General features: G+C 64.4%; 20 protein-coding genes. 15 read left to right on the top strand and 5 right to left on the bottom strand.

The features are described 5' to 3' along the window. Positions 1 to 115: 115 nt before the first annotated feature. The gene (locus tag NFX52_RS07905; protein ID WP_055396861.1) at positions 116 to 1,033 is read right to left on the bottom strand and encodes a LysR family transcriptional regulator; all 918 of its coding nucleotides are present in this window, start codon (positions 1,031 to 1,033) and stop codon (positions 116 to 118) included. Between the two features lie 214 nt (positions 1,034 to 1,247). Between NFX52_RS07905 and NFX52_RS07900 the strand changes: the two genes are divergently transcribed. The 7 genes from NFX52_RS07900 (at position 1,248) to NFX52_RS07870 (ending at position 9,000) form a co-directional block, all read left to right on the top strand. Beyond that, complete coding sequence (locus tag NFX52_RS07900; protein WP_055396859.1) at positions 1,248 to 2,324, top strand: asparaginase; 1,077 nt, start codon at positions 1,248 to 1,250, stop codon at positions 2,322 to 2,324. A gap of 459 nt (positions 2,325 to 2,783) precedes the next feature. Then, positions 2,784 to 3,689: a glycine--tRNA ligase subunit alpha gene (gene glyQ, locus NFX52_RS07895; RefSeq protein WP_010462637.1), complete on the top strand. Its 906-nt coding sequence runs from the start codon at positions 2,784 to 2,786 to the stop codon at positions 3,687 to 3,689. Positions 3,690 to 3,710: 21 nt separating this feature from the next. Beyond that, positions 3,711 to 5,963 carry a glycine--tRNA ligase subunit beta gene (glyS, locus tag NFX52_RS07890; protein ID WP_055396857.1) on the top strand — a complete coding sequence of 751 codons (2,253 nt, stop codon included), beginning with the start codon at positions 3,711 to 3,713 and terminating at the stop codon, positions 5,961 to 5,963. A 52-nt stretch (positions 5,964 to 6,015) separates the two neighbouring features. Next, a complete protein-coding gene (gene gmhB, locus NFX52_RS07885) occupies positions 6,016 to 6,627 on the top strand; it encodes a D-glycero-beta-D-manno-heptose 1,7-bisphosphate 7-phosphatase (protein WP_055396855.1) in 612 nt (203 codons plus the stop codon). 65 nt (positions 6,628 to 6,692) lie between these two features. Next, on the top strand, positions 6,693 to 7,469 hold the full coding sequence (locus NFX52_RS07880; protein ID WP_055396853.1) for a lysophospholipid acyltransferase family protein: 777 nt from the start codon (positions 6,693 to 6,695) through the stop codon (positions 7,467 to 7,469). 11 nt (positions 7,470 to 7,480) lie between these two features. Continuing rightward, positions 7,481 to 8,440, top strand: coding sequence for a M48 family metallopeptidase (locus tag NFX52_RS07875; RefSeq protein ID WP_055396851.1), 960 nt, complete (start codon positions 7,481 to 7,483; stop codon positions 8,438 to 8,440). Positions 8,441 to 8,577: 137 nt separating this feature from the next. Further along, on the top strand, positions 8,578 to 9,000 hold the full coding sequence (locus tag NFX52_RS07870) for a rhodanese-like domain-containing protein (protein ID WP_055396849.1): 423 nt from the start codon (positions 8,578 to 8,580) through the stop codon (positions 8,998 to 9,000). A gap of 197 nt (positions 9,001 to 9,197) precedes the next feature. Here the strand turns inward: NFX52_RS07870 and lysM are convergent, their stop codons facing one another. Then, positions 9,198 to 9,683, bottom strand: coding sequence for a peptidoglycan-binding protein LysM (gene lysM, locus NFX52_RS07865; RefSeq protein ID WP_252635597.1), 486 nt, complete (start codon positions 9,681 to 9,683; stop codon positions 9,198 to 9,200). Between the two features lie 180 nt (positions 9,684 to 9,863). On the opposite strand from lysM, the gene NFX52_RS07860 reads away from it, so the two are divergent. Beyond that, complete coding sequence (locus tag NFX52_RS07860; RefSeq protein ID WP_055396845.1) at positions 9,864 to 10,631, top strand: type III pantothenate kinase; 768 nt, start codon at positions 9,864 to 9,866, stop codon at positions 10,629 to 10,631. Between the two features lie 192 nt (positions 10,632 to 10,823). Here NFX52_RS07860 and NFX52_RS07855 read toward each other — a convergent pair whose 3' ends face one another. The 3 genes from NFX52_RS07855 to NFX52_RS07845 all read right to left on the bottom strand — a co-directional run bounded on the left by NFX52_RS07855 (position 10,824) and on the right by NFX52_RS07845 (position 13,154). Beyond that, positions 10,824 to 11,600 (bottom strand): tetratricopeptide repeat protein, encoded by a 777-nt coding sequence (locus tag NFX52_RS07855; RefSeq protein ID WP_055396843.1) that lies wholly within the window; start codon positions 11,598 to 11,600, stop codon positions 10,824 to 10,826. A 56-nt stretch (positions 11,601 to 11,656) separates the two neighbouring features. Continuing rightward, the gene (locus NFX52_RS07850; RefSeq protein ID WP_121422226.1) at positions 11,657 to 12,319 is read right to left on the bottom strand and encodes a TetR/AcrR family transcriptional regulator; all 663 of its coding nucleotides are present in this window, start codon (positions 12,317 to 12,319) and stop codon (positions 11,657 to 11,659) included. A gap of 229 nt (positions 12,320 to 12,548) precedes the next feature. Further along, positions 12,549 to 13,154 carry a phasin family protein gene (locus NFX52_RS07845; protein ID WP_055396839.1) on the bottom strand — a complete coding sequence of 202 codons (606 nt, stop codon included), beginning with the start codon at positions 13,152 to 13,154 and terminating at the stop codon, positions 12,549 to 12,551. A 227-nt stretch (positions 13,155 to 13,381) separates the two neighbouring features. Here NFX52_RS07845 and NFX52_RS07840 point away from each other — a divergent pair, with 227 nt between their 5' ends. The 7 genes from NFX52_RS07840 to NFX52_RS07810 all read left to right on the top strand — a co-directional run bounded on the left by NFX52_RS07840 (position 13,382) and on the right by NFX52_RS07810 (position 21,108). Then, the gene (locus NFX52_RS07840) at positions 13,382 to 15,367 is read left to right on the top strand and encodes an SDR family oxidoreductase (RefSeq protein ID WP_055396836.1); all 1,986 of its coding nucleotides are present in this window, start codon (positions 13,382 to 13,384) and stop codon (positions 15,365 to 15,367) included. Positions 15,368 to 15,478: 111 nt separating this feature from the next. After that, on the top strand, positions 15,479 to 16,573 hold the full coding sequence (gene rfbB / locus NFX52_RS07835; protein WP_055396834.1) for a dTDP-glucose 4,6-dehydratase: 1,095 nt from the start codon (positions 15,479 to 15,481) through the stop codon (positions 16,571 to 16,573). Continuing rightward, positions 16,570 to 17,460 carry a dTDP-4-dehydrorhamnose reductase gene (gene rfbD / locus NFX52_RS07830; protein ID WP_055396832.1) on the top strand — a complete coding sequence of 297 codons (891 nt, stop codon included), beginning with the start codon at positions 16,570 to 16,572 and terminating at the stop codon, positions 17,458 to 17,460. Before rfbB ends, rfbD begins: the two co-directional genes overlap by 4 nt. A gap of 14 nt (positions 17,461 to 17,474) precedes the next feature. Then, positions 17,475 to 18,359, top strand: coding sequence for a glucose-1-phosphate thymidylyltransferase RfbA (gene rfbA / locus NFX52_RS07825; RefSeq protein ID WP_055396830.1), 885 nt, complete (start codon positions 17,475 to 17,477; stop codon positions 18,357 to 18,359). Between the two features lie 6 nt (positions 18,360 to 18,365). Further along, on the top strand, positions 18,366 to 18,911 hold the full coding sequence (rfbC, locus tag NFX52_RS07820) for a dTDP-4-dehydrorhamnose 3,5-epimerase (protein WP_055396828.1): 546 nt from the start codon (positions 18,366 to 18,368) through the stop codon (positions 18,909 to 18,911). After that, positions 18,908 to 20,101 (top strand): DUF1972 domain-containing protein, encoded by a 1,194-nt coding sequence (locus NFX52_RS07815; RefSeq protein ID WP_055396826.1) that lies wholly within the window; start codon positions 18,908 to 18,910, stop codon positions 20,099 to 20,101. Before rfbC ends, NFX52_RS07815 begins: the two co-directional genes overlap by 4 nt. A gap of 68 nt (positions 20,102 to 20,169) precedes the next feature. Continuing rightward, the gene (locus tag NFX52_RS07810; protein WP_238385548.1) at positions 20,170 to 21,108 is read left to right on the top strand and encodes a glycosyltransferase family 2 protein; all 939 of its coding nucleotides are present in this window, start codon (positions 20,170 to 20,172) and stop codon (positions 21,106 to 21,108) included. The last annotated feature ends 37 nt before the right edge of the window (positions 21,109 to 21,145 follow it).

Below are 21,145 nucleotides of genomic sequence, written 5' to 3'. Positions count from 1 at the left end.
GGATCGCGTGGAGCTACCGACAAGCCCAGGGTGGGGCCCTGGGCGCAGGAGGTAGTACCGCGCGAGACCGGTTTATCGCGCGTTGCAGCCGATGCTCCTTCTGCCGCGCAGCCTCCTAGCGCTTGGCAGGCTTGGGGTTGGGCTGCAGGGCCTCGTGCAGCAGGGTGGGCAGCATCGCCAGCATGCGCGTGGCCTGCAGTCCTGGTGGCAACGCCCTTGCGTGGTAGCTGTACAGCGACATGGGGGGCAGTTCGTGCAGCTCCTGCGCCACTATCTGCGCGGGGTCGAGCCCCTTGGCGGTGAGAAAGTCCACCACCGTCCAGCCCATGCCCCGGCGCACCAGCTCCAGCGCCAGGCGCGATGTCTGCACCTGGATGCCAGGCCCGGCGGGAGAGCCCAGCCGTTGCGCGAGTTCGTCAATCGCCTGGCGCATGGGGTCGTCGCCCACCAGGCGGATCACCGGCACCTGCGCCAGCCGCGCGCCGGGGCTGGCGGCACGGGGTGCACGTGCCCACACACTGGTCGCCACCGCCAGGTACAGGCGACCACTGACCAGCAGGTCGCTCGCAATTTGCGGGTGCGGGTGTTTGTAGAAACCCAGGCAAAAGTCCACGCTGCGCGTGAGCAGCGCCTGCGTCATCTGGTCCTGGTGGATGGTGCGCACCTCCACGCCCACCTGCGGATGCTGCTCGGCATGGTGTTGCAACAGGCGCGGCAGAAACTCGTGGGTGATCGACGGGATCGCCCCCAGGCGTACATCGCCCGAATCGCTGGTGGCCAGGTTGCGCGCGGTGCGCTTAAGCGCATCCAGCTGCCGGTAGATGCCAGTGGATTCGGCCGCGAGCACCTGGGCCTCGGGGGTGGGGGTCAAGCCCGAAGGTGTGCGGTTGAACAGCCGGTAGCCCAGCTGCAGCTCGGTGTGCGCAATGGCCTTGCTGACCGCCGAGGGCGTGATGCACAGCAGGCGCGCCGCTGCGCTCATGTTGCCGGTCTGCAGCACGGCCTGAAAAACTTCCAGTTGCCGCAAGTTCATTCCAGCGCTGCTCCGGTGTATGTGCCTGTGCGACCCGAATACTGGGATCGTGTGGAGGTGTTGGGGGTGTGAGTGAAATTCATAAGGGTGGGTCAATTATTCCGCATGACTGTGTTCTGCTTTCTCATAGGATGCGGCACCGCTTCACGGGCGGGTTTTGCAAAGAGCGGCGCAACGCGCGTCGCCAACCCCAAAAAAATCAGGAGACACCCTCATGCGCATTTCTTCCTCCCCCACTGCCAGCCGCTGGCTCGCAGGCTTGCTGTTGTCGGCCGCGTCCGCTGTGGCCATGGCCCAGGCTGCCAAGCCCAATGTGGTGGTGCTGGCCACCGGCGGCACCATTGCAGGTGCTGGCGCCTCGGCCGCCAACAGCGCCACCTACGCTGCTGCCAAGGTGCCGGTCGATAAACTGCTGGCAGGCCTGCCCGAGCTGGCCAACGTGGCCAAGGTGTCCGGTGAGCAGGTGTTCCAGATCGCGTCTGAAAGCTTCACCAACGAGCACCTGCTGCGCCTCGGCCAGCGCGTGTCGGCCCTGGCCAAGCAGGCGGATGTGGACGGCATCGTCATCACCCACGGCACCGACACGCTGGAAGAAACCGCGTACTTCCTGAACCTCACCGTGCGCACCAACAAGCCCATCGTGGTGGTGGGCTCCATGCGCCCCGGCACGGCCCTGTCGGCCGACGGCGCGCTGAACCTGTACGACGCCGTGACCGTGGCCGCCAGCAAGGACGCTGCCGGCAAGGGCGTGCTGGTCACGATGAACGACGAGATCCAGAGCGGTCGCGACGTGAGCAAGACCATCAACATCAAGACCGAGGCCTTCAAGAGCCAGTGGGGCCCACTGGGCATGGTGGTGGAAGGCAAGAACTACTGGTTCCGCGCGCCGGTCAAGCGCCACACCATGCAGTCGGAGTTCAACATCGACGACATCAAGGCCCTGCCCGCCGTGGACATCGTCTATGGCTACAGCAACATGAACACCACGGGCATTGAAGCCTACGGCAAGGCTGGCGTGAAGGCGCTGATCCACGCCGGTACGGGCAATGGCTCGGTGGCGGCACAGGCGGTGGATTCTCTCAAGGCACTGCGTGCTGCGGGCGTGCAGATCGTTCGCTCGGCCCGCGTGCCCGACGGTTTTGTGCTGCGCAATGCCGAGCAGCCCGACGACAAGTACGACTGGGTGGTGGCCCACGACCTGCGCCCCCAAAAGGCCCGCATCCTGGCCATGGTGGCCCTCACCAAGACCAATGACAGCAAGGAACTGCAGCGCATTTTCTGGGAGTATTGAGAAGACCCCCTGAGGCGCTGCGCGCCTTCCCCCTGAAGGGGGACGCCCCCAGCGCGGTGGGGCGGCCCTTGCGCGGGGGCACTCGCCCAGGCAGCGCCCTGTGGTGGCGCTCCGGCCAGCGCGATGGATAGTTGATTTGACTTGGCGCACAACACGTGCGCCGACGGGCTACCCGCAAAGGTGGTCACTGGTACGCAACGGGCTATAGCCTGCGTGACTGGTTGGGAAGGCTGGTGCTCCAAAAGGGCTCCGGCCTTTTTTCATGGGCGCGGGCCGATGTTGCGGGCGCTGCAGCAGCACGTGCGGCTGCGCGCCGTAAAATCACTGGTTTGCGCGCGCGAGGCCCGTCCTTGCTACCTTTGGGGTGGCAGGCGCCGGGGCTGGCATCCGCACCGCCTTTTCTTCTTTTTCCCCTTACTTGCTCGGCCCTGGCTTGCCAGTGCCTCAGCCAAAGACGCCATGTTGACATTCCAGCAAATCATTTTGAAGCTGCAGTCCTACTGGGACGCGCAGGGTTGCGCCCTTTTGCAACCCTATGACATGGAAGTGGGCGCCGGCACCTCGCACACTGCCACCTTCCTGCGCGCCATCGGCCCCGAGCCCTGGAAGGCCGCCTACGTGCAGCCCAGCCGCCGCCCCAAGGACGGCCGCTACGGCGAGAACCCCAACCGCCTGCAGCACTACTACCAGTACCAGGTGGTGCTCAAGCCCGCACCCGCCAACATCCTGGAGCTGTACCTGGGCAGCCTCGAAGCCCTGGGCTTCGACCTGAAAAAGAACGACATCCGCTTTGTCGAAGACGACTGGGAGAACCCCACGCTCGGCGCCTGGGGCCTGGGCTGGGAGGTCTGGCTCAACGGCATGGAGGTGACGCAGTTCACGTATTTCCAGCAGGTGGGCGGCATCGACTGCAAGCCTGCCACAGGCGAGATCACCTATGGCCTGGAGCGCCTGGCCATGTACCTGCAGGGCGTGGACAACGTCTACAACCTCAAGTGGACCGACACCCTGAGCTACGGCGACGTGTACAAGCAAAACGAGGTGGAGCAGTCCACCTACAACTTCGAGCACAGCGATGCTGACTTTCTGTTCACCGCCTTCAATGCGCACGAAAAGCAGGCCAAGTACCTGATGGAGCAGCAGCTGGCGCTGCCCGCGTATGAGCAGGTGCTCAAGGCCGCACACAGCTTCAACCTGCTGGATGCGCGCGGCGCCATCAGCGTGACGGAACGCGCAGCCTACATCGGCCGCATCCGCAACCTGGCCCGCGCTGTGGCGCAAAGCTACTACGAAAGCCGTGAGCGCCTGGGCTTCCCGATGGCGCCCCGCGAGTGGGTGGAACAGATGACGAAGAAGGCTGCGTGAGCGCGCGGAAAGAACAAGAACATGACGACCCAAAACCTCCTCGTTGAACTGTTTGTCGAAGAACTGCCGCCCAAGGCGCTGCAAAAGCTGGGCGATGCCTTCGCCACCGTGCTGGGCGACCAGCTCAAGGCCCAGGGCCTGGCGACGGCTGCCTCGGTAGTCACGCCCTTTGCCTCGCCCCGCCGCCTGGCCGCGCATGTGACCGCCGTGGCCGACAAGGCCGCCGACAAGGCCGTGCAGCAAAAGCTGATGCCCGTTACTGTGGGCTTGGACAAAGACGGCAACCCCACGCCTGCGCTGCTGAAAAAGCTGCAGGCGCTGGGCGCCGATGTGTCCAACCCCGCAGCCGCTGTGGCCGCCTTGAAGCGCGCGCAGGACGGCAAGGCCGAAGCGTTGTTCTACGACAGCGTGGTGCCCGGTGCCACGTTGGCGGCTGGCCTGCAAAAGGCGCTGGATGAAGCCATCGCCAAGCTCCCCATCCCCAAGGTGATGAGCTACCAGCTCGAAACCGACTGTGAGCTGCCCGGCTGGACCAGCGTGAACTTTGTGCGCCCCGCACACGGCCTGGTCGCGCTGCATGGCAGCACGGTGGTGCCCGTGAAGGCGCTGGGTCTGACCGCTGGCAACAGCACCACCGGCCACCGTTTTGAAGCCGCCGTGTCGCCCGTGGTGCTGGCCGATGCCGACAGCTACGCCGCCACGCTGAAGAAGGATGGCGCCGTGATCGCCAGCTTTGCCGAGCGCAAGGCCGAGATCGCGCGCCAGCTGGCCGCTGCTGCCGCCAAGGTCGGCAATGGCGCCCGCCCCATCGAAGACGAAGCCCTGCTGGACGAAGTGACCGCACTGGTCGAGCGGCCCAACGTGGTCATCTGCCAGTTTGAAGAGCAGTTCCTGGGCGTGCCGCAAGAGTGCCTCATCCTCACGATGAAGGCCAACCAGAAGTACTTCCCGCTGCTCGACGCCGCTGGCAAGCTGACCAACAAGTTCCTCGTGGTCAGCAACATCAGCCCCGAAGACACGAGCTTTGTGACCGGGGGCAACGAGCGCGTGGTGCGCCCGCGCTTGGCCGACGCGAAGTTCTTCTTTGACCAGGACCGTAAGAAAACCTTGGCCTCGCGCGTCGAAGGCCTGGGCAAGGTGGTCTATCACAACAAGCTGGGCACGCAGGGCGAACGCGTGGAACGCGTGCGCGCCATCGCCAAGGCCATTGCCACCCAATTGGGCGACGCCGCTTTGGTGGCCGATGCCGACCAAGCCGCTTTGCTGGCCAAGACCGACCTCGTGACCGACATGGTGGGCGAGTTCCCCGAGCTGCAGGGCATCATGGGTGGCTACTACGCGCTCAACGACGGCCTGGGCGAAGCCGTGGCGCACGCCATCGAAGACCACTACAAGCCGCGTTTTGCAGGCGACGCGCTGCCGCGCAACACGGCGGGCGTCGTGGTGGCGCTGGCCGACAAGCTGGAAACCCTGGTGGGCATGTTCGGCATCGGCAACCTGCCCACGGGCGACCGCGACCCGTTTGCGCTGCGCCGCCATGCGCTGGGCGTGATCCGCATGCTGGTCGAGAAGGATCTGCCGCTGGATCTGCAGTCATTGGTTCAATCGACTTTTTCCATATTCGGCGAGCAAGTATTTGCTAGTGCTGTCTCTGAAAAGTCCGTGCAGGAGATGGAGGCGGTAAACCGGTCTCGTGGGGGAGTTCAGTTCGGTGTGGCAACTGTTCGTGTCGGCACTTCGATGAACCCGACGGCGGCGGAGCAGCTGACAGACTTCATCTACGACCGCCTCGCCGGCAGCCTGCGCGAGCAGGGCTACAGCGCCCAGGAAGTCGACGCGGTGCTGGCCCTGCGTCCGCAGCGCCTGGCACTGGTCGAAAAACAACTGGCCGCAGTGCGCGCCTTCGCCGCCTTGCCCGAAAGCCCCGCCCTCGCTGCCGCCAACAAGCGCGTGGGCAATATCCTCAAGAAGGCCGAGGTCGAAGGCCCGGTGGATGCCCACGTCAACCCCGAGCTGCTGCAGGAAAAGGCCGAGCAGGACCTCTACGCTGCGCTGCAGCGTTTTGTGCCCGAAGCCAATGCCCAGTTCGATGCTGGCGACTACACCGCATCGCTGCAGACCCTGGCCGTGCTGCGCGCGCCGGTGGATGCGTTCTTTGACGATGTGATGGTCAACGCCGAGCAGCTGGATGTGCGGATGAATCGCCTGGGCCTGCTCAAGATGCTGCACAACGCGATGAACCGCGTGGCCGACCTGTCCCGCCTGGCGGTTTGACCGGTTTGCACAAGCTGCTAGGCTGGCGGTTCTCACAAGGTAAACCCCTCCTATGAAACTCGCCATCCTCGACCGCGACGGCACCCTCAACCCGCTGGCGGACGACTACGTCACCGCTGCCGACGAGTGGACCGCTGTGCCGGGCGCGCTCGAAGCCATTGCGCGCCTCAACCATGCGGGCTGGCATGTGGTGGTGGCCACCAACCAGCCGGGCCTGGGCCGGGGCTTGTTTGATGTGGTGGCGCTCAACGCCATTCACGCCAAGATGCACCGTCAGGTGGCGGCGGTGGGCGGGCGCATTGATGCCGTTTTCTACTGCCCCCACGCGGCCGATGAGGAGTGTGCGTGCCGCAAGCCCGCCCCCGGCCTGCTGGAGCAGATCAGTGACCGCTATGGGGTGGAGCGTGAGGATGTGCAGGTGGTGGGCAGCTGCACCGCGCACCTGCAGGCAGGCGCCGCACTGGGCGCACAGCTGCACCTGGTGTGCACGGGGCAGTCGGCGCAGGTGCACCCCGGTGGCCCCTTGCCAGCGGGGGTTCCGCCGGGCACGCGCGTGCATGCCAGCCTGGGTGATTTTGTGGACCAGCTTTTGCCTGCTGTGCAGCCCGCTGCGGCACCCCTGGCGGCGACACCCCTGCCAGCGCCTGGCGGCGCTGCTTTCTGATGCTATTACTTTAATAGCTGTTAGCGCTTGATAGATAAGCGCTGGCGGCCAAAATGACCACAAAAATGGCCTTTCTCCGTTCCGTCATTCACCTTCTCTGGATGGGCATCACTGTGGTGCCCTATGCGCTGACCATCATGCTGGGCACGCTGCTGGGCGTGCGCGGCAAGCCGCTGTACCGCATCGCCCGCGCGTGGCTGTCACTGTGCATCAGCGGTGCCCGCGTGATCCTGGGCATCCGCGCCAACGTGATCGGCATGGAGAACCTGCCGCAGGGCGAGAACGCGGGGGCGGTGCTGCTGGTCAAGCACCAGTCCACATACGAGACCTTTCTGATGCCCGCGATCATGCCGCGCCCCCTGGCCTATGTGTTCAAGAAGGAGCTGCTGCGTGTGCCGTTCTTCGGCTGGGCCATCGGCCGCCTCGACATGATCCACATCGACCGCGACCAGCGCACCCAGGCCTTCCACAAGGTGGTGCAGCAGGGCAAGGACCTGTTGGCCCAGGGCATCTGGATCATCATGTTCCCCGAAGGCACGCGCATCGAGCGTGGGCAAAAGGGCAACTACAAGACCGGCGGCACCCGCCTGGCCATCGACACCGGCGCGCCAGTGGTTCCGATTGCCGTGACGTCCGCCAAGGTCTGGCCGCGCAAGGCGTTCATCAAGCGCCCGGGCGTGGTGGATGTGTCCATCGGCAAGCCCATTTCCAGCGCAGGCCGCAAGCCCGACGAGCTGATGCGCGAAGTGGAGGCCTGGATCGAGGCCGAGATGCGCCGCCTGGACCCTGATGCGTACCCAGCCGTGGTCATCCCCCCGCACGGTAAGGCGGGCGAGAAGTAGGCCAGAGCGTGATGCAGCGGCTTGTGCAGTTGGCGCTCGACTTTTTCGACCCGCCGGTCGCGCCGGCAGCACCGGCTGCAGCGCCGGTGGTGAAGGCTGCAGATTCCAAACAAAAACTGCCTCCAGCGCTGGATGGGCAAGCGCCAGTAGCTCCTAAATCAGTAGTGAGTCGGCCTGCTGTACCTGCTGTACCGCTGCCATCTCTGCTGTCCCCGGCCGAATTCCGCCACCCGCAGGCCAGTCGCGAAGTGCTGCTGGGCGACGCCGTCGTGGCCTATGCGCTGCAGCGCGCGCGGCGCCGCTCCATCGGCTTCACCGTGGGGGCCGATGGGCTGTCGGTACGTGCGCCCAGCTGGGTCACCCTGTCGGGCGTGGATTCTGCGCTGCGCGAGAAGTCCGAATGGATCCTGCGCAAGCTGTCTGAGGCGCGCGAGCGCCACCAGCGCATGGAAGGCGGTCGCATTGTCTGGGCCGATGGCGCCGTGTTGCCCTATCTGGGCGAGCCTTTGACCGTGGTGCTGGACCCGAGCCACGGTTTTGCGGGCAAGGGCGGTGCGCTGGTGGCGGGCACGGATGTGGTGCCACCCGGCCTGCACATCGGTCTGCCCCACAGCGCCAGCCCCGCGCAGATCCGCGACGCCGTGCAGGCCTGGCTCATGCGTGACGCGCGCCGCCACTTCACGGCCCGGCTCGACCATTTCGCCCCGCTGCTGGGTGTGCGCTGGGCCAGCCTGCGCCTGTCGAGCGCCAACACCCGCTGGGGCAGTGCCAAGGCCGACGGCTCCATCCGCCTGAACTGGCGCCTGCTGCACTACCGCCCGGCCATCATCGACTACGTGGTGGCGCACGAGCTGGCCCATCTGCGCGTGATGGACCACAGTCCGCGCTTCTGGGACACCGTGGCCACCGTGGTGCCCGACTATGCGCAGCTGCGCAGCCGCTTGCGGGATGAGCCCGCGCCTTTGTGGTGAATCCCCCTGAGTCGCCTGCGGCGCCTTCCCCCTAGGGGGACGACGCCCTCGCTGCGGGGCGGCCCTTGGCTTGCGTCCCTCGCACTGGTCGCGCCCAGTTCAAACGTTTTGCCTAGTGCCCAGAAAGGATCCAAACCATGACAAATACGCTCTCCTCCGTTTCTCCCGCCGACGGCTATGCCGGTGACGTGACGCCCCAGCAGGCCTGGCAGTGGGTACAGGCCGGCCAGGCCGTGCTGGTGGATGTGCGCAGCGACGCCGAACGTGAATGGGTGGGGCAGGTGCCCGGCGCCGTCGCCGTAGCGTGGAAGCAGTGGCCGGGCATGGCCATGAACGCGGATTTTGATGCGCAGATGCGCACTGCCGTGTCTGAGGGCGCCCGGGCTGTGCTGCTGTGCCGCAGCGGCGTGCGCTCCATCGCCGCCGCGCGCCGCGCCACCGAACTGGGCATTACGGCGTACAACATCCTTGAAGGCTTCGAAGGCGACGCTGATGCGCAGGGCCAGCGTGGCAAGAAAGGCGGCTGGCGCTATCACGGCCTGCCGTGGAAGCAGGGTTGATGCTCCCAAAAAAATAGCTGCCAGCGCTTTATAGATAAGCGCTGGCAGCTGATTCTAAAGCTTGACTTGCCCCGGCGTTCCGTTCGTCTGGGGCGTCGGTACACCCCCGACTCAGGCCAGTGCACCCGTGGAACCGGCTTTGCCGGGCCACCGGGTGCGTCCCCCTTGGGGGAAGGCGCCGCAGGCGACTCAGGGGGTTACTTAGCCTGCGGGATTCGGAGTTTCTGGCCGGGGTAGATCTTGTCGGGGTGGCTCAGCATGGGCTTGTTGGCCTCGAAGATCACGGGGTACTTGTTGGCGTCGCCATAGAACTTCTTGGCAATGGCGCTCAGAGTGTCGCCGCGCACCACGTCGTGGTACTGGGCTTCGGGCTCGGGGTTGGTCACATCCATCAGGTTCTCGACGCTGGTCACGCTGGCCACGTTGCCGCAGCACAGGGTGACTTTTTCCTTGGCCGCCTGCGTAGGGGCTGCGCCTTTCACGGTGACTTTGCCTTCCGGTCCTTCAAAGGCCACCTGCACATTGCTGGCGCCCAGGTTCTGGGACGCGATGTAGGTCTCGATGGCCTTGGATGCCTTGGCGTTGAGTTCATCTTGCGTGGGGGCTGCTGCCGTGGCGGCCTGTGCTTCTTTGCCGCCGAACAGCTTTTCGCCGGCTTCCTTGATGAAACTGAAAAGACCCATGTCGTACCTCCTAATGTTGCAGAAACAGGAAGGACCACTGTAGCGGCAATGGGCGGCTGCGTCGTGTCGGACACGGGCGCGACACGATTTTTCACAATTTGTGGGAGGGCAGGGGTGGTGCAGCCGGGGGCTGTCGCCCTCGGGCAGAGGTGCATCGCAAAACTCGGGATAATCCGCCGCATGACTTTTCTGGCCATCGACGTCGGTAACACCCGTCTCAAATGGGCGTTGTACGACGCTCCCCGCCCCGGGGCTGCGCTCATTGCGCATGGCGCCGAGTTTCTCGACCACATCGACCGCCTGGCTGAAGGTAGCTGGGAGTCGCTGCCCCACCCGGAGCGCATGCTGGGCTGCGTGGTGGCGGGCGATGCCGTCAAACGCCGCGTGCAAGAGCAGATGGAAATCTGGGACGTCACCCCCTCGTGGGTGGTGTCCTCGGCGCAGGAGGCGGGGCTCACCAACGGCTACGACCATCCCTCGCGCCTGGGCTCGGACCGCTGGGTGGCCATGATCGGCGCGCGCCACCATGTGTTGGCACGTGGCCCGGCGCGGCCGCTGGTGGTGGTGATGGTGGGCACGGCGGTGACGGTGGAGTGCATCGACACCGAGGGCCGCTTCATGGGCGGCCTGATCCTGCCCGGCCACGGCATCATGCTGCGCGCGCTCGAATCGGGCACCGCCGGCCTGCATGTGCCCACGGGTGAGGTGCGCCCGTTTCCCACCAACACCAGCGATGCACTGACCAGCGGCGGCACCTACGCCATCGCTGGAGCTGTGGAGCGGATGTACCAGCACCTGCTGCAGCACTGTGGCCAGGAGCCCGCCTGCATCATGACCGGCGGCGCAGGCTGGAAGATGGCGCCCAGCATGACACGGCCGTTCGAGCTGGTGGACAACCTGATTTTTGACGGCCTGCTGGAGATTGCCGCGCAGCGGTTTGGGGGCTGAGGGCTTTTGAGCTCCGCATCCATAGCAGCGCGACACGGCAATCTACTGCAAACCTCTGTGCAAAACTGGCGCTGCGCAAGCCAGAGACACCGAGCAAGGGCCGTCCCGCAGCGAGGGTGTCGTCCCCCTTCCCGAATGGCGTAGCCAGTCGAGAGAAGGGGGAAGCGGCAAAGCCGCTCAGGGGGATGCCTCTTACTCTTCTTCCAGTTCAGCCCGCGCCATCTCCACATCCAGCCGCTCCATGGCATCCATGGGTTCAGCGGCGGCGGCCTTTTCGTAGAGCGCGGTGGCTTCCTGCATTTTCTTGTCGCCCTCCAGCATGACGAGCGCATTGGCGTACTCGATCATCGCGATGGCCGATCCCGGGTTGAGCTTGAGGGCTTCCTGAAACAGCTTGAGGCCTGTGTCCTTCTTGGCGCCATAGGTCATGCCGCCAATCAGCGAGCCCACCTTGTCGATCACCTCGGCATGGAAGGCGCCCAGCGCAATGCGCGCATCGGCGTGTTTGGGCGACAGGGCAATGGCCTTCTCCAGCGAGTCCTTCACCTTGCCACCCAAGCCCTGCGCCAGCGCCTTGGCCACGCTGATGCCCTGGCTGTAGCGGCCCAGTGCGTAGGCATGCCAGTACCAGGCGTTGGCGTTGTCGGGCTCCTTGGCGGCCTGGGCCTCCGCCCGTTCGGCCACCTGCATGAACAGGTCCAGGCGCGCCTTCTCCTTCGGCTCCAGGTAGTTGGCATAGATGGAGGTGGCCTTGTTGGCGGCAGTGATACCCGCGCCACCGGCTGCCATGCCCGCTGCCGCAGCTTTCTCAAAATCACCGTTGTGGAACAGCGCCCAGGCTTCCAGCGCGGCAGCGTCCTTGGGGCAGGGTTCGGCATCACCGCCATGCAGTCGTGCCCAATGCTTCTTGACGCTCGCAGCGTCAAATTGGTAGTCGCCAGCGTGGGGGAAGGGGGTCCATTTGGCCATGGTGTGTGTCTCCGGAAGTTCTTGTTGGTGGGTGTCTGTGGCGGGTGGGCCGTGTATCAGCCTGGCGCTGGTGCGTAGGCGCCGACCAGCTGCAGCAGGTGGGCGCGCTGGCCGCTTTCGAGGTAGGGCATGAGCAGGTTCAGCACATGGTGGGCTCCGCGCAGCAGCGCGGCCTGGGCGCTTTCGGGCTCCAGTGCGCGGCGCGGGTCGCGCACGTATTCGAAGCTCAGCCAGTAAGTGAGCACCACGACCATGCTGGTGGCGGTGGCCTCCAGTTCGCGCGAGTCGATGTGCAGTGCATCAGCGCGGCCCATACCGTCGAGCATGGCGCGCACGGCGCGGGTCTTGTTTTTGAGGATGGCCTGGAAGTGGGTTTCCAGGCGCCGGTTCTTGGACAGCAGGTCGTTGAGATCGCGGTACAGGAAACGGTACTGCCAGATCAGCTCGAACAGCGAGTGCATGAAGAACCAGGCGTCCTCCACATTGCGCACACCATCGGCGGCGGCCAGCAGTTCGGTCAGCGAGGTTTCGTAGCGATCAAACAGCGCGTTGATCAGCTCGTCCTTGGCCGGGTAGTGGTAGTACAGGTTGCCGGGGCTGATGCGCAGCTCGGCCGAGATCAGGGTGGTGGAGACGTTGGGCTCACCGAACCGGTTGAACAGGTCCAGCGTCACTTCCAGAATGCGTTCTGCGGTGCGGCGTGGCGCTTTCTTCACCATGTGTGCGGGCCCCTTCGCGTCGTTTGGCGTCGTTGTTGCGTTGTCTCTGATGGCTACTCTAACCCACGCGGTCATGCTGCAGTGCGACATGAACTTGGGGTGCGTATGCAGTACCTAGGCTGCTTGTAGCGCACTTCATGGGTTTCACCAAAAAAAGAAAAGCGGTCCAAACGCCTTGGCGCGTGGACCGCTTGGAGCGGGCTGGGTGCTTGCCGGTGGCAAGCCGTGATCAGCTGGCCGATGGCGTGCTGGTGGCTGCGTCGGCAGCAGCACGTGTCGCGGTCTTCTTTGCAGCCGCCTTCTTGGCGGGGGCCTTGGCTGCAGGCTTGGCGGCGGCCTTTGCTGGAGCCGCCTTCTTTGCCACTGCCTTCTTGGCGGGAGCCTTGGCTGCGGGTTTGGCGGCTGGCTTGGCAGCAGCTTTGGCGGGTGCAGCCTTGCTGCCCTTGGCCAGGGCGTCCACACGGGCGCTCAGGGCTTCCAGGTCGCGGGCCGAGGGCACGCCCAGCTTGGCGAGGGCCTTGGCCACGCGGTCTTCAAAGATGTTTTCGAGTTTGTCCCACTGGCCCTGGGCCTTGGAGCCGATGTCGCTGGCCATGGTGGTCACGCGGCTGGTGGCTTCGGTGATCTTTTCTTCGGCCACGGCCTGGGTCTTGCGCTGAATGGTCAAGCCTTCCTTGACCAGGGCTTCAAACACCTTGCCGCCTTCTTCCTGTGCCTTGGAGAAGGCACCCAGGCCTGCCAGCCAGATCTGCTGTGCGGAGTCCTTGACGGTGCTGGACAGTTGGGCGTTGCTCTTTTTTTTGTCGGCGCTGAGTTTCTGCAGTTTCTTGACCATGGGGCCTCCGTTGTGCGGTTGGTTGGGTTTGCCGGGGCGGGTTGCCTTCGACGCATGGCCGCACTGTACGCCGCACGGCGCAACAGGTGTAGGCGCGCGCTCCTAAAAATGTAGAGCGTGCCATCTAGCGGGGGCGTTCGCTGGCCGCCTAGCATCGGCGCGGGTTTCTGCTGAATCGGTGCGCGCAGGCCTTGGGCAAGAATGAAGCTATCTCAGAGGAGTTATCCATGCAGTATTTCGTGACGGGGGCAACGGGGTTCATTGGCAAGCGGCTGGTCAAGAAGCTGCTGGAGCGCAAGGGGGCGGTGGTGCATTTCCTGATCCGCAAGGAAAGTGCGGACAAGGTGGCCGACCTGCGCAGCTTCTGGGGTGTCGGGCCCACGCGTGCGGTCCCTGTGTTTGGCGATCTCACCGCGAAGAAGCTGGGTGTGGCGGCAGACGACGTGAAGAAGCTCAAAGGGCAGATCGACCATTTCTACCACTTGGCTGCGGTGTACGACCTCTCTGCTGACGAAGAAACCCAGGTGGCCGTGAACATCGAGGGAACGCGCAACACGGTGGACCTGGCCAAGGCGATTGATGCCGGGCACTTCCACCATGTCTCCTCCATCGCGGCCGCAGGTCTGTACGAAGGCGTGTTCCGCGAAGACATGTTCGAGGAAGCCGAGGGCCTGGACCACCCGTACTTCCAGACCAAACACGAGAGCGAAAAGATCGTGCGCCAAGACTGCAAGGTGCCCTGGACGGTGTACCGCCCGGCCATGGTGGTGGGCGACAGCCAGACCGGCGAGATGGACAAGATCGACGGCCCCTACTACTTCTTCAAGCTCATCCAGCGCCTGCGCCAGTTGCTGCCGCCCTGGATGCCCACCGTTGGCTTGGAAGGGGGGCGCGTGAACATCGTGCCGGTGGACTTCGTGGTCAATGCCCTCAACGTCATCAGCCACCAGAAGGACATCACCAAGAAGTGCTACCACCTGGTGGACCCAGTGGGCTACCGCGTGGGCGATGTGCTCGACATCTTCAGCCGCGCAGCCCATGCGCCGCGCATGAACCTGTTCGTCAACGCCGCGTTGCTGGGCTTCATCCCCAAGAGCGTGAAGAAGAGCCTGATGGCGCTGGCGCCCGTGCGCCGCGTGCGCAACGCGGTGATGAAGGACCTCGGCCTGCCCGAGGACATGCTCACCTTCGTGAATTACCCCACGCGCTTTGATTGCCGCGAAACGTTGGCCGCGCTCAAGGGCTCCGGCGTCACCTGCCCCAATCTCAAGGACTACGCCTGGCGGCTGTGGGACTACTGGGAGCGCAATCTGGACCCCGAGCTGTTCATCGACCGCACGCTCAAGGGCACGGTGGCGGGCAAGGTGGTGCTGATCACCGGTGGATCTTCCGGCATTGGGCTGGCGGCAGCGCACAAGTTTGCCGAGGCAGGCGCCACCACCATCATCTGCGGGCGTGATCAGGACAAGCTCGACGAGGCCTGTGCCGAAGCCAAGGCCAAGGGCTACCAATTCATCGCTTACTCGGCAGACATTGCCGACATGACCGACTGCGACCGTTTTGTGCAGTTGCTCATCGACAACCACGGCGGTGTGGACTTCCTCATCAACAACGCGGGTCGCTCCATCCGCCGCGCCATCGAGTCGAGCTACGACCGCTTCCACGACTACGAACGCACCATGCAGCTGAACTACTTCGGCTGCCTGCGCGTGACCATGGGCTTTCTGCCCGGCATGGTGGCTAAGCGCAAGGGCCATGTGGTCAACATCAGCTCCATCGGCGTGCTGACCAATGCGCCCCGCTTTTCGGCCTATGTGGCCAGCAAGGCGGCACTGGACGCGTGGACGCGCTGTGCCTCCAGCGAGTTTGCCGACCAGGGCATCACCTTCACCACCATCAACATGCCCCTGGTGCGCACGCCCATGATTGCGCCCACCAAGATCTACAACAACGTGCCCACGCTGAGCCCCGAGGAGGCGGCGGACATGATCGCCCAGGCCTGCATCTTCAAGCCGGTGCGCATCGCCACGCGGCTGGGCATCACCGGCCAGCTGCTGCACGCGCTGGTGCCACGCGTGGCGCAGATCACCATGAACACGAGCTTTCGCATGTTCCCAGACTCCACCGCCGCCAAGGGCAGCAAGGACGCCAAGCCGCAGCTGTCGGCCGAGGCCGTGGCGCTGCAGCAGATGATGCGAGGCATCCACTTCTGATGACCTGCCGGCCCGGGCAGAAATACCCGCGTTGAACTCTGTTACCCGGGGGCCGGGCGGGGTGGGATAATCGTGGGTTCTGCCGAGCAGGCATTTCACACGGCCCTCCCTATGATTCTGGTTACTGGCGGCGCGGGTTTCATCGGCGCCAACTTCGTTCTTGACTGGCTTGCTGCCTCCAGCGAGCCCGTGGTCAACCTCGACAAGCTCACCTACGCGGGCAACCTGCACAACCTGGACAGCGTGCAGGGTGACGCGCGCCACATCTTTGTGCAGGGCGATATCGGCGACACCGCGCTGGTGACCCGCCTGCTGGCTGAGCACAAGCCCCGCGCCGTGGTCAACTTCGCGGCTGAATCGCATGTGGATCGCTCCATCCATGGTCCCGAGGATTTCATCCAGACCAACATCGTGGGCTCGTTCCGCCTGCTGGAGGCCGTGCGTGCTTACTGGAGCGCGCTGCCCGAGGGCGAACGTGCCGCCTTCCGCTTCCTGCATGTGTCCACCGACGAGGTCTACGGATCGCTGGCCCCCACCGACCCGGCCTTCGCCGAGACGCGTGGCTTTGAGCCCAACAGCCCTTACAGCGCCAGCAAGGCCGCCAGCGACCACCTGGTGCGCGCTTGGCACCACACCTACGGCCTGCCGGTGCTCACCACCAACTGCAGCAACAACTACGGGCCCTACCACTTCCCCGAAAAGCTGATCCCGCTGATGATCGTCAACGCGTTGGCTGGCAAGAGCCTGCCCGTGTATGGCGACGGCATGCAGGTGCGCGACTGGCTCTACGTAAAGGACCACTGCAGCGCCATCCGCCGCGTGCTGGAGGCTGGCGCGCCCGGTGAGACCTACAACGTGGGTGGCTGGAACGAGAAGCCCAACATCGAGATCGTGAACATGGTCTGCAGCTTGCTCGACGAGCTGCGCCCCCGTGCTGACGGCCAAAGCTACCGCACCCAGATCACCTATGTGAAAGACCGTCCAGGCCACGACCGTCGCTACGCCATCGACGCCCGCAAGATCGAGCGCGAGCTGGGCTGGAAGCCCGCCGAGACCTTCGACACCGGCATCCGCAAGACCGTGCAGTGGTACCTGGACCATGCCGACTGGGTGGCCAACGTGCAGACCGGCGCCTACCGCGACTGGGTGCAGACCCAGTATGCGCAGGAGGCCTCCGCTGCGGCTGTGACGGGCGCCACTGCATGAACATCCTGCTGTTTGGCAAGGGTGGCCAGGTCGGCTGGGAGCTGCGGCGCAGCCTGTCGGTGCTGGGCTCCGTCACGGCGTTGGACTTCGATAGCACCGAGCACTGCGGTGACTTTTCCAACCCCGCCGGCGTGGCTGATACGGTGCGCGCCCTGCGCCCCGATGTCATCGTCAATGCCGCCGCCCATACGGCCGTGGACAAGGCCGAGAGCGAAGCCGAGTTTGCCCGCACCCTCAATGCCACCACGCCCGGAGCCCTTGCGCAGGAGGCCGCGAAGTTGGGTGCTTGGCTCGTGCACTACAGCACGGACTATGTTTTCGATGGCAGCGGCAGCCGCCCCTGGGTGGAGACCGATACACCCGCCCCGCTGAGCGTTTACGGCCGCACCAAGCTCGAAGGCGAGCAGCTCATTGCAGAGGCGGGCGCCAAACACCTGATCCTGCGCACCAGCTGGGTCTACGCAGCACGCGGCGGCAACTTCGCCAAGACCATGCTGCGGCTGGCGCAAGAGCGTGAGCGGCTGACGGTGATTGATGACCAATGGGGTGCGCCCACCGGTGCCGACCTGCTGGCCGATGTGACCGCCCACGCGCTGCGCCACCTGCAGCAGCGCCCGCAGGATGCAGGCCTGTACCACTGCGTGGCTGCGGGCGAGACCAACTGGAATCAGTATGCAAAATACGTGCTGGCGCAAGCCCAGAAAGCGCAAATAGCTACAAAAATAATAGCAAAAGAAGTCGCGCCTGTGCCCACAAGCGCATTTCCCACACCGGCCGTGCGCCCCCACAACTCGCGCCTGAGCACCCACAAGCTGCAGTCCACCTTCGGTTTGCAGATGCCCCATTGGCAACAGGGCGTGGCGCGCATGCTCACGGAAATTCTCTGAACGGACCCCAGACCATGACGCAACGCAAAGGCATCATCCTCGCAGGAGGCTCCGGCACCCGGCTGCACCCGGCCACGCTGGCCATCAGCAAACAACTGCTGCCCGTTTACGACAAGCCCATGATCTATTACCCGCTCAGCACGCTGATGCTGGCGGGCATCCGGGACATTCTGGTTATCAGCACCCCGCAGGACACGCCGCGTTTTGCCCAACTGCTGGGGGATGGAAGCCAATGGGGCTTGAACCTGCAATACGCGGTGCAGCCCAGCCCGGACGGCCTGGCGCAGGCGTTTGTGATCGGGGAGTCTTTCTTGGATGGGGCTCCGAGCGCCCTGGTGCTGGGAGACAACATCTTCTACGGGCACGATTTCCATGAACTGCTGGGCAACGCTCAACAGCGCTCTGCGGGTGCCAGCGTGTTTGCCTACCATGTGCACGACCCGGAGCGCTACGGTGTGGCCGAGTTCGATGCCCAGGGCAAGGTGTTGTCGTTGGAGGAAAAACCTGCTCAGCCCAAGAGCAGCTATGCCGTCACAGGCCTCTACTTCTACGACAACCAGGTTGCGCAGATGGCCCGGAGCTTGAAGCCATCGCCACGCGGCGAACTGGAAATCACCGACCTGAACCGGCTGTACCTGGAGCAGGGGCAGCTCAATGTCGAGATCATGGGCCGCGGCTATGCCTGGCTGGATACTGGCACCCACGAAAGCCTGCTGGAGGCCAGCCAGTTCATTGCGACGCTGGAGCATCGCCAGGGCCTCAAGATTGCCTGCCCCGAGGAAATTGCTTGGCGCGCCGGCTGGATCGACAGTGCCCAGTTGCAGCGCCTGGCACAACCTCTTGCCAAGAACGGCTACGGCCAGTACCTCCAGCGTTTGCTGAACGACAAAGTCTATTGATCCCCCATGCACTCCATCCGGCAATCCATCCCAGACGTTGTCCTCCTTGAGCCCAAGGTGTTCGGCGATAGCCGTGGTTTTTTCTACGAGAGCTTCAACCAGCAGGCCTTCCGGGAGGCCACGGGGGTCCAGTGCGACTTTGTGCAGGACAACCACAGCCGCAGCAGCCAGGGTGTGTTGCGGGGCCTGCACTACCAGTTGCCCCCCAGGGCGCAGGGCAAGCTCGTGCGCGTGGTGCGTGGCGCTGTGTTTGATGTGGCAGTGGATATTCGCAAGGGGTCACCCACCTTTGGCCAGTGGGTGGGGGCCCTGTTGACCGAAGACAACCACCGGCAGCTTTGGGTGCCGCCGGGGCTTGCTCACGGTTTTCTGGTGTTGTCCGAATCGGCTGACTTCCTTTACAAGACCACCGACTACTACAGCCCGGAGCATGAGCGCTGCATTCGCTGGGACGATCCAGAGCTTGCCATCGCCTGGCCAGCGGTGGATGCCGCTATTCAGCTTTCGGCGAAGGATCAGGCGGGGCGCTGGTTCGCTGAGGCAGACCTTTGACGACGGCGCAGGGGCGTGCAACGGGCGGATCTCCGGACCGCCCTGCCAAGCTGCGGATCGCCCTGTTGGGAGCCAGGGGCATCCCCGCGAGCTATGGGGGGTTCGAAACCTTTGCCGAACAACTCTCGATACGCCTGGTGGAGCGGGGCCACGAGGTCACTGTGTATGCAGAGACCAGCGAGTCGTCCGTCGAAGACATCTTCTACCAAGGTGTTCGCGTGCGCCACAAACGTCGGCCCCGGTGGGGGGCTGCATCGGTCCTGGCCTACGACTGTGCCTGCCTGTGGGACGCCCGGCGGGGGTACGACCTGGTCTACATGCTGGGGTATGGCGCTGCGTGGGCCTGCTGGTGGCCCCGGGTTTTTGGGGTTCCGGTCTGGATCAATGTGGACGGACTGGAGTGGGCCCGCAGCAAATGGGGGAGGGCTGCACGCATCTACCTGCGCTGCATGGAGTGGGTGGCCAGCCGGGTGGCCACGCGCCTCATCGCCGATGCCGAGGCCATTGCACAGCGGTTCCGCGAGACTTATCCCAAGGGGGCTCCGTCGAGCTTCATTGCCTACGGCGCCGAACTGGTGCAGGACCGGGACGTGGACCCTTCCGTGCTTTCTGCCTGGGGGCTGAAGCCCCGCCGCTACATGCTGGTCGTGGCGCGCCCGGAGCCAGAAAACCATATCCTTGAAATCGTTCAAGGCTATGAGATGCACGAAGGTGACTGGCCGTTGGTCATCGTGGGGGATGTGTCCGGTGCTACGGCCTACCAGCAACTGCTGAGGCAACATGCCAGCGACCGCGTGCGTTTCGTGGGGGGCATCTACGACACCGGGCAGCTCGCAAGCTTGCGTGTACATGCGGCCTGCTACCTGCACGGGCACTCGGTGGGGGGGACGAACCCTTCGCTGCTCGAGGCACTGGCCTGCGGAAACTGGGTCATTGCGCATGACAACCCGTTCAACCGCGAAGTGGCACGCGATGCGGCCGACTACTTTGCAACCCCCGAGCAACTCGCTCGCAGCCTGGACCTAGTGGTTGACCAGTCGGACGCCATGCTGCCGCAGCGAAGCCAGCGTGCCCGCGACATCGTGGCGGAGCACTACACCTGGGATGGCATCGCAGATGCCTACGAGGCGCTGATGCATTCAGAATGCCGGTCCCACAGCGCTGCAACACCCAGCACGGGGACCGTGTGACTGAGCCGACTCACGGATTGGCCTCACGCGGAGGGGCGGGCGGGGCTGCCCCCTCGCAGTCACCGCTGGTGGATGTGCTGCTGGCCACGTACAACGGGGCGAAGTATCTTCGTGCCCAGCTCGATTCGCTGTTGGCCCAGACCCACCAGAATTTCCGCCTCCTCGTCAGCGATGACGGGTCTTCGGATGACACGCCTGCAATCCTGGAGAGCTACCGGGTGCGCTTTGGAGAGCGTTTGGTACTTGTACCCAATCCCCACCATGGGCAAGGGCTGGTCCGAAACTTTGAGAATCTCATGGTGGCCAGCCTGCATGATGGTGTGGCTGCTTGGGTTGCTTTCTCGGACCAGGACGATGTCTGGCTCCCTCCGAAAATCGAGCTGTGTCTCCAAGAAATGGTGCGAATGGAGCAAGAGGGTGGTGCGGAATTGCCTTGTCTGGTGCACTCCGACCTGACGGTGGTGGATGAGCACTTGGGCGTGATTTCGGAGTCCTTCGCCACATACCAACGTATGGACCCTCTGCAGTGCTCGCCACTTTCGCTGCTCAGCGTGAACCAGGTGACGGGATGCACGATGATGGTGAACCGCACCCTGTTGCGAATGGCCTTGCCCCTCCCGCAGGAAACCATCATGCACGACTGGTGGTGTGGCCTGGTGAGTGGAAGCGGCCATAGGCGTTTTGTGCCAACCCCGCTGATCCTGTATCGCCAGCATGGCGCCAACCAGGTGGGAGCCAAGGATCGTAGCCTGAAGACGCGTTTGCTCCGGCTGTTGACGAATGGCCAGGGGATCGTCCGGCGTGTCCGGGTGCTGGGTGGGGCTACCTATCTGCAGGCGCAGGCGCTGCAGCTGCGATTGCGCGCCTTGGGGCTGGATGAAGGCTACGTGTCAGAATACCTTGCGTGGAGAGGTGGGCCTCTGAGGGCGAGAATTTTTGGATATCGCGAATATTATGTGGGCCCCGAATTGGATCGATTAAGCCGCTGTTTGCTGTGGTTCAAGTGATTCACTCCGCCCGAGTGAGACAAGTCGGGCCCGGGTA

The organism is Acidovorax facilis (assembly GCF_023913775.1).
Lineage (GTDB): Bacteria > Pseudomonadota > Gammaproteobacteria > Burkholderiales > Burkholderiaceae_C > Acidovorax > Acidovorax facilis.
Note: the sequence above shows the minus strand (reverse complement) of the source record. Positions and strands in the feature narration are given on the sequence as shown.